This window comes from candidate division KSB1 bacterium (assembly GCA_022562085.1).
Lineage (GTDB): Bacteria > Zhuqueibacterota > Zhuqueibacteria > Oceanimicrobiales > Oceanimicrobiaceae > Oceanimicrobium.
Genome location: JADFPY010000198.1, coordinates 1 through 8,296, shown reverse-complemented (window position 1 = coordinate 8,296; position 8,296 = coordinate 1). Strand labels below are relative to the sequence as shown.

10 protein-coding genes are annotated in these 8,296 nt (G+C 39.4%); 7 read left to right on the top strand and 3 right to left on the bottom strand.

The window, feature by feature from the left end:
* The 3 genes from IH879_15070 to IH879_15060 form a co-directional block, all read right to left on the bottom strand.
* Positions 1–1,144 (bottom strand): FAD-dependent oxidoreductase (locus tag IH879_15070; GenBank protein MCH7676255.1); only part of this gene is annotated, 1,144 nt, incomplete at its 3' end.
* A gap of 113 nt (positions 1,145–1,257) precedes the next feature.
* Positions 1,258–1,467, bottom strand: a complete 210-nt coding sequence (locus IH879_15065) for a four helix bundle protein (GenBank protein ID MCH7676254.1) — start codon at positions 1,465–1,467, stop codon at positions 1,258–1,260.
* Complete coding sequence (locus tag IH879_15060; protein ID MCH7676253.1) at positions 1,448–2,350, bottom strand: hypothetical protein; 903 nt, start codon at positions 2,348–2,350, stop codon at positions 1,448–1,450. The genes IH879_15065 and IH879_15060 overlap by 20 nt, the downstream gene beginning before the upstream one ends.
* Before the next feature lie 1,214 nt (positions 2,351–3,564).
* On the opposite strand from IH879_15060, the gene IH879_15055 reads away from it, so the two are divergent.
* The 7 genes from IH879_15055 to IH879_15025 all read left to right on the top strand — a co-directional run bounded on the left by IH879_15055 (position 3,565) and on the right by IH879_15025 (position 8,196).
* Positions 3,565–3,846 carry an ankyrin repeat domain-containing protein gene (locus IH879_15055; GenBank protein MCH7676252.1) on the top strand — a complete coding sequence of 94 codons (282 nt, stop codon included), beginning with the start codon at positions 3,565–3,567 and terminating at the stop codon, positions 3,844–3,846.
* 523 nt (positions 3,847–4,369) lie between these two features.
* The gene (locus tag IH879_15050) at positions 4,370–4,555 is read left to right on the top strand and encodes a hypothetical protein (protein ID MCH7676251.1); all 186 of its coding nucleotides are present in this window, start codon (positions 4,370–4,372) and stop codon (positions 4,553–4,555) included.
* Positions 4,515–4,964, top strand: coding sequence for a nucleotidyltransferase (locus tag IH879_15045; protein ID MCH7676250.1), 450 nt, complete (start codon positions 4,515–4,517; stop codon positions 4,962–4,964). The genes IH879_15050 and IH879_15045 overlap by 41 nt, the downstream gene beginning before the upstream one ends.
* Positions 4,965–4,980: 16 nt before the next feature.
* A complete protein-coding gene (locus IH879_15040) occupies positions 4,981–5,562 on the top strand; it encodes a nucleotidyltransferase family protein (protein ID MCH7676249.1) in 582 nt (193 codons plus the stop codon).
* Between the two features lie 125 nt (positions 5,563–5,687).
* Positions 5,688–7,037, top strand: coding sequence for a phosphoglucosamine mutase (gene glmM / locus IH879_15035; protein MCH7676248.1), 1,350 nt, complete (start codon positions 5,688–5,690; stop codon positions 7,035–7,037).
* Between the two features lie 18 nt (positions 7,038–7,055).
* Entirely contained in the window at positions 7,056–7,373 is a 318-nt protein-coding gene (locus IH879_15030) for a nucleotidyltransferase family protein (GenBank protein MCH7676247.1), read from the top strand.
* Positions 7,354–8,196 (top strand): DUF86 domain-containing protein, encoded by an 843-nt coding sequence (locus IH879_15025; GenBank protein MCH7676246.1) that lies wholly within the window; start codon positions 7,354–7,356, stop codon positions 8,194–8,196. The genes IH879_15030 and IH879_15025 overlap by 20 nt, the downstream gene beginning before the upstream one ends.
* Positions 8,197–8,296 lie beyond the last annotated feature (100 nt).

The following is an 8,296-nucleotide window of genomic DNA, read 5'->3' as shown; positions in this document are numbered from 1 at the left end:
CTTCCTCCCGCCAGGCGAGAAAATTATCCATCACATGATCGGCTACCTGTTTTCCGTGAGTTAAGGAAACTTTGATATTGCCCTTGCCGGTGATGACATTTCCTAACCCGAAGACATTTTCATATTGTTTCAACTGGCCCGTTTCCCGATCGACAACTTCATATAATTCGCCGTTCATATCGATTCCGGGTACCGGTTCCGGAATACTGCCGATAGAGGAAATAACCAGCGGCGACCTGACTTCATATTCAGTGTTTTCTTTAATAACAGGATTGCCGTCAATCATCTCGGTTTCCGAAAACTTTAAACCAGCCAGCCGGCCATTTTCAGAAATAATGCCGGTAGGGAATCTTAATTCTTCGAATTTAAACAAAAATTTATTTTGAAAATTATGCAGGATTTTCTCCCGGCCCTGGTAGACTTTTTCCTGACGTTCGGGTGTGGCGTCTGGCGGCATTTGTGCCAGGGGCATATCTTTAATACGGCGTCGGTAGTAGAGAGTGCACCCTTTCAATCCCAGGTCTTGTAAAGTTAAGTTTTGTTCCTCCAGGAAAGCGGCAATCGCTTTATGTTCAAGTTCCAGAATATCAACTTCAATCCCTCTTTCTTGCAGCTTATCTAAAACCGTTTCCAGCATGAGAATTTTGACGACATCCAAAGAAGCTAATCCGCCGCCAACAATGATAGCGTCATCGGGCAAATCATATTTTTGACCGTTGAAATCACTCTCGTGATAATGGTTAAACCAGCAAACCAGGGGATTCTGATAAATCAGTCCGTTGTCGATAAATTCATCGACGCCATCAACGGGTAGGGGCCGATCTTTCCAGGCGCCGTTTGCCAGCAAAATCGCACTGAATCCCCAATTATTTACCAGGTCATCAAAATCTATGTCGCGGCCAAGCTTCGTGTTAGGGACAAAATGAACGTTCGGCTTGGAGAGCTTTTGATCGATTTTGTTCTCCTCCTGATCCTGCAATTTCACGTGCCATTTCGGCAACCCGTCCTCAATCTTGCCATAGGGCCGGATATTTTGCTCGAATACGACGGTGTAAATACCGCGGTCGGCAAGCCGTGAGGCCGCCTCAGAACCTGCGATGGCGCCGCCAATTATCGCAACGAAATGATTAGGACGTATTTCCATAGCTCAAATTACAAAAAAGGCAAATTCCAAATTCTAAAAGCCCAAAGTTCTATTTCCTATTCAGATTTGACTTTGACTTGTCACTCACGATTGATGAGAATATCTTTGTTAGTTCACTCGCTTCCATAAAAAGAGCTTTCGTTTCTTCCCTTAAATTCTTCCGGATTGGTTTCATGGATAAGCCTAAGCCAATAGACACTTTCTTTCGATTCTTTCCTGCAAATTTTTACTCTGTAAACAAAGTCCTTGTCACTTAAAGCCTCATTTGCCTCAATATAATTTGCCCCGACCGACCCTGACGCTCTAATTATACCGGCTTTCAAATTCCGGCAGGCTTATCCCAAAAGTTTCTTGAAAAGCGTTCTGAAATTCAGTTGCAGGTTTCTGACAATTAACATTCGATAGGAATTGTGCAAGTTTTTCGGGGCCAAAATTTTGATTAAGCCCGTAGACAAAAGCGTAAGAGGAGAACCAGTCCCGGCTGCTAAAATTAGAAATGTCGTCCTGCTGATAAAGGATGATAGCGGAGACATATTCATTTTTTTGGATTTCTTTTAAACAATGCTCATAATAGGCTTCTGAAGTGGAAGGATTTTGAAAGTAACTCCCGTAAATGCGGACCAAAGGTTCAAGAATGGATGGCGGCTCAGAATTGATGAAATAAAAGATCGCCAGCGCTGATTTTTCCAGGTCAAAAGGCTGCGGCGAAATAATCCCTCCACGCAAATCCTGATACCGGAAAACCGTGCTGCGTTCGGCGGTTAAATCGTAACGAAAAGGAATCTTCTCCGGTATCTCAATTTTAAAAAGTTTGGCAATTGCTTTAAAATGAATTTCCTGTATTCCCAGAACGATTTCCGGCGGCGGCTGATCCCAACGATAATAATAAATAAAATGCTCGGTTTCTTTTTGCAGCCAGTTACATTGCCAGTCAATGATTGCTTTCAACTGTTTTCGGAAAGCCATGTCTTCATCGAACTTGATCAGCACCAGAGGCTGTAACTCAACATCTAAATCGATAGTTGAGATTTTCAAATATTCTCGCCAATTACTCAGCAAAGTTGATTTGAGCAGAGTCGAATCTGCACTTTTCACAGCCTTGCGCATGACCCGAGCAATTTTTAGCTCATCTGGGTTTGGGGAATCATTAATGGATGGGTTGGAATTTAAAACGGACAACAAAAGAATCGAAATAAAGGCTTTCATTCTGCGAGACCCAAATCATTTAAAGATGAAAACGAGCGGCGGTTAGCGTGATGGGATTTCAGAGTACCTTTTTGCGATGGAAAATTTAACCAAATATACAAAAACTTTCTCCGAAATTCAACAATTTTAAGCGATTTTTAAGCATGTTAGCCAACTACCTTGAATTATTTATTAAAAATTGTTTGTCAGCGTTTGTTTTTTAAGCAATTACCGATCCAAAACCTGGAAACAATTCAAAAGCTCATAAGGTTATGTTTTATATAAGCTTCTTCCAAAAATCAATTTGTAAAAAAATTAGTGAACCTTTCATTTGACTGTTTCTTTCTAAGTACATGTTTCAAAATGGTATATTCTAAATATAATAAAATTAAGTGGTCACAAAGACTTCCTCAACAACTTCTTGACATTTCTTTAATTCTGAAATCTGATCTTGAAGTGATTTTTCAACTTCAGATAGTTTATCCAAAATTTCTTTGATTTCACTCATGGTTAGTTCCCCATTTTCAAACCTAATTACATTATAGGACTGACATATCTTAAAAATACTTCACCATGATCTAATGAATGTAATTGTAAAAAAAGGGAACTCTATCAAACTCACGACTGACCCTCACTAATAATAATAGTAGTAGTAGTATAAAATGGTTCTAAAAAAAATGTTAAACAAGGAACAAATTAAGATTTTGGAAATGTTCAAGGGATTTGAACAAACGGATCATTGGAAAAACAAATGGGAAAATTCATTAAAGCCATACTCGAATTAGACAACTTTTCCAAAAAAAAATACCGACAAGGGTGATTGGGTCTCAGCGGTGAGAAAGACATACGCAAGGGCACTTCTTAAGGGTCTCCCCAATAGTATAAAAGAAATTTTGTTTTCCGAAGTTGATTCTGATAAAAAAAAGGTTGACGAATTTATGGATAGTCTGAAAGGACTTATTGATCAGGATTATTTCAAAAATATAGTAGATGAAGAACTAAAAATTCTCAGAGGAAACATTCAAGGCTGATATCAATGATTAGTTCTTTTACTCATGTAAATTATGATGAAAATTCATATTCTTATTTATTTGTATTTTATATAAGATTTTTTTACATTTTATGAGACCTCTTACCACAACGGCAACAACCTTATGCAGACGAGATGTGAAGTTTGATAAATAATTATTGTTTCTTATCTGGGAAACGGACAAGAGAATTCACCTTAAGACACAATGAGTGAAATTTACGATGCTGCCATAAAGGGCGACTTACTCACAGTGAGGAAACTTCTTGCTCGCGGTGTAGACCCCAATTCATCTCAAGATTCGATTACAGTATTGCATATTTCTGCGGGCATGTGGGATCGCAGAATGGTTGAATTATTAATCAATAGTGGTGCAAAAGTTGATGTTGCGGATAACATGGAAGAACCCCACTCCACTTTGCGGCTGTGGGGAGAGGACTACCTGCGGAAATCACTCAAAAATACTCATGGGAACTCGAAGACACAATAGTGAACGATATGTGTTATGTAGTTGAGACTTTAGCTTCACACTCTGTGAATATCAATGCTAAAGACAATTTTGGTGAGACAGCTTTTTACATGGCTCGGTCTTATTGTCGACTGGAAATAGAAAAAATACTTAAAAAAATGGTGCAAACAAAATTTTTGGTATCGATAAAGACAAGTGGCTTGGCTTTCCTTTCGGGTTGGTAAAAAATTCAGATTACGACATTTAAGGCTTTTAAAATTATCTGAAAAAATTAAAAAATTACGGTAGTCGACGGGGGTTATAGCCTTCCACTTTTTTCTGGAAAACCATCCCCCCCTTTTAATATAGCCTTCCACAGCCTTCGACCATTATATGGTCCTCTCCCTTAACAGTTTTAAATTTTGTGTAAAGATTATATATCAATCCTCTCTGATGGACTTAAGCCTGTGAAAACATTGCTTTGTGGGTTGAAGGATGCAGGTTTCAAACTTGAGCCGCCAGTTTAGTTGACTTTGGACTGGCGGATGTGTATGTTTTACTCATTATGTCACCGATTTTAAAATTAGAAAAAGATGACAGCGAGAAGGAATTGGAGTTTGAAATAGATTATCAACTTTCGCTAACCACACAACAACGTTTCGAAATGATGTTTCGAAAATCCAGAGAAATAGCACAAATGCTGATTGACAATGGACATCGAAAACCTTCTGAGATTATTAAACGAAAATAAAGTCAAGTTTGTTATTATCGGAGCAACCGCTTTCCCCGTTCATGGTTATTCACGAGCTACTCTGGATGTGGACATTTTTATTCAAAGGAATAAAGAAAATGTAAAAAGGACTTTAAAAGCTCTGTCGGAATTTGGTTATGATGTTACGGATATATCTGAAGAGGATATGCAACAAAAGAAAATCTTAATTCGCCAATATATTTTCGAAACAGATATTCATCCTTTTGTGGCGGGTAATTCTTTTGATGAGGTTTGGAAAAATAAAGTTAAAAGTAAAATCGGCTCAACCGAAGCGTATTTTGCCAGTCTCGACGATTTAATAAAAATGAAGAGCGCCGCAGGTCGCGCCAAAGATTTAGAAGATTTAAAAGTACTTGAAAAACTGAAACATAAGTTGAGAAAAAATTAGTTTCAAGCTCAAACCATTGTTCTCCGCAATCATTTTAGCCGCGGGTAAATCTACCCGGATGGGTGAACTTAAACCCCTCGTTCAGTTCGGTAAGCAAACTTTTCTCGAAACTATCCTCCAAAATTTCAGAAATGCTGGAATCGAGGATGTTTTAATCGTTCTGGGATATAAGGCAGAGCAAATTGCGAAAGAATTAAACCTCCGTCCTGACGACTTTACAATCAACAAAAATTACTCACTTGGTCAATTTTCTTCAGTTCAGGCCGGAGTGAAAAATTTGAAGTCCAACTGCACCGGTGTTTTTTTGGCCCTGGTGGATCAACCGCAGATTGGCCCAGATATAATCGCTAAGATTCGAAAAGTTTCTGAAGAAAATTCTGATAAAATTGTGATCCCGACCCTCAACGGTAAGCGCGGACATCCGCCGCTGCTTCCTAAATGGCTTTTTCATGAAATCCTCATCGCGAACCCAACCCAAAAAACCTCTGAAATTGTTCGCAGCCATTCGGATAAGGTTTATGAACTTGAGATTGGCGATGAAAGTATTCTTTGGAACATAAATACGAAGCAGGATTTGGAGAGGGTTTTAAGTTCGTAGTCCAGCCTTTACGCTGGCATTAGCAAGCTAAAGCTTGAACTACAAACCAACAAGGGTACAAAATCTCTTTGCATTATTTTTTAAAAAACTTTATCTTGTTGCCAATGAGATGAGGAGAATATTTTTTGTCTAAATTAATGGTAAGCGTCTCCGGAGTTCGTGGGATTGTCGGTCAAGGGTTGACCCCGGTAGTGGTCACCAGTTTTGCACAGGCTTTTGGCGCTTATGTAAAAAGCGGCAAAGTTGTCGTCGGAAGAGACTCCCGGGTCAGCGGCGAAATGTTCAAAAACGCGGTCTTTTCCGGGCTGATGGCTGTTGGCTGTGACATTTTGGATATTGGCGTTTGCCCGACTCCGACGACTCAATTAGCGGTCGAGAGTCTCGAAGCGAACGGAGGACTTATGATTACGGCCAGCCACAATCCAATCATGTGGAACGGGTTGAAACTCATCGGCCCGGACGGTTTGTTTCTGGACGCTGAACAAGGTCAGGAAGTCATCAAAATCGCAGAAAGTAAGTCTTTCCCTTTTGCAGCGTGGGATAAAATTGGCATCGCCGTCAAATATTCCAAGGCAATTGAAGAGCATCTTCAAGCTATCCTAAATTTAGAATATATTGATTTGAACAAAATTAAAGAGCGTAGATTTAAAGTGGTCTTGGACTGTGTTTGCGGCTCCGGTTCAAACATGGTTCCCCAACTTCTAAATGAGCTCGGTTGTGAAGTTGTGCTTTTGAATTGCGAACCCACCGGGATTTTCCCGAGAAATCCTGAGCCGGTGCCGGAAAATCTGACCGAACTTTGCGAAGCAGTGAAAAAAGAAACTGCCGACATCGGTATTGCAGTCGACCCGGACTCAGACCGGCTCGCCCTGGTTTCCGAAAAAGGTGAGCCTCTCGGAGAAGAAAAAACGCTCGCACTCGCGGTCAAATTTATGCTTGGCAAAAAATCCGGTCCGGTGGTTATCAATGCATCAACTTCGCGGATGACTGAAGATATCGCAGAGCAGCATGGTTCATCGGTTGTGAGAACCAAAGTCGGCGAAATTTACGTCGCCAAGAAAATGCGCGAGATTGGCGCGGTGATTGGCGGTGAAGGGAACGGGGGCGTGATTCTGCCCGATATTCATTTAGGACGGGACGCTCCCGTGGGCATCGCGCTCATTTTGCAGCAGTTGGCGGAATTTGGCGGAACCATCAGGGAGTTGAACGATACTTTGCCGAAATACGTCATTACCAAAGATAAAGTTGAATTGCGGGATTTGGACCCGAAAGCCGCTTTGGAAAAAATTCAGCAAGCTTACTCAAACGAGAAACTCGATTTCACCGACGGCGTCAAAATCGTCCGCGATAAGTCGTGGATTCATATCCGGCCGTCGAATACCGAGCCGATAATCCGGGTGATTGCCGAGGCGCCGACGAAGGAGGAGTCGGAGCAGCTTTGCGCAGAAGTTAAGAAGCGGGTTATGATTGCTTGATAATCTTAGGAGTAAAGGATGAATAAACGGATTAACTCAAAAAAAGACGTTTTATCAATCATCCAACAAAATCGGAAGAGTATTAAAACCCTCGGTGTAAAGAAACTCGGCTTGTTTGGATCTTTTGTTCGAGAAGAACAAAATAAAAACAGCGATATAGATCTGATGGTTGAATTTGATAAGGGTAAAAAAACCTTTGATAACTTCATGCAGCTTTCATTTCTTTTGGAAGACCTTTTGGGGAAAAAAATTGAATTGGTTACTACCGATTCAATGAGTCCGTACATCCGCCCTTATATATTAAAGGAAGTGGAATATGTCAATTTCACCTCTTGAGTTCCTGCGGCATATTCTTGATGAAACTAACTATCTCATTAAGCACTCAGAAGGGATGAGCAAAGAAGATTTTAGCTATAATGACACTCTGAAACGGGCTTTTGTACGAAGTTTAGAGATTATTGGAGAAGCTGCAAAAAAAATAGGTTGCAAGATTGTTAGCTTTTCGTCAGGAGGGAAAATGGAAGAATTTTGCATAAAAAATAATATTAATTTTAAAAAAATACCTGAAATTCATTCTCCCAGAGCTTCTTTTACTGTTTTTTTATATTCAATGCTTAAGGTTCTTGAACCTGTAATTCCTTTAGCAAAAAATGGAATTGAAGAATCGATTTCTCAGCTAAAAAATCTAAAAAATGAAATCTCATCATCCTTTTTATCCGAAGAAAATCCTTCCTTAAATCTTGCAAATTGGATTAGAGGGATTCCATTAATTTTTTATCCATGGGGCTTACAAGCAGCTGCCATTAGATTCAAGAACTCCTTGAATGAAAATGCAAAAATGCACGCTCTAGCTGAAGATATGATTGAAGCTTGTCATAATGAAATTGTTGCTTGGGAAGTTCCACCTAACATTCAACCAATTTTGTTGCAAGGAAAAGATGATTTTGTTAAAACAAAAGAGAGGTGGAAAATCCTTAAAGAATTTTTCAATTCTAATGATATTGAATATAAAGAAGTTTTTTCTGCTTCTGGTGATATTTTAACTAAACTAATAAATTTGATTTATTTTTTTGATTTTACCTCAATATATCGTGCTGTATTATCAGAAATCGATCCTTCTCCAATAAAATCTATTAATTTCATTAAAAAAAGATTATAATTCCTTAAAAAGATTTTTTCTTAAGCATCTGTATGATACTTGTTATAAGCGTTGGAGGAGTCATATCAAATGCAGACGTGATTACATCTATCTCATCGGG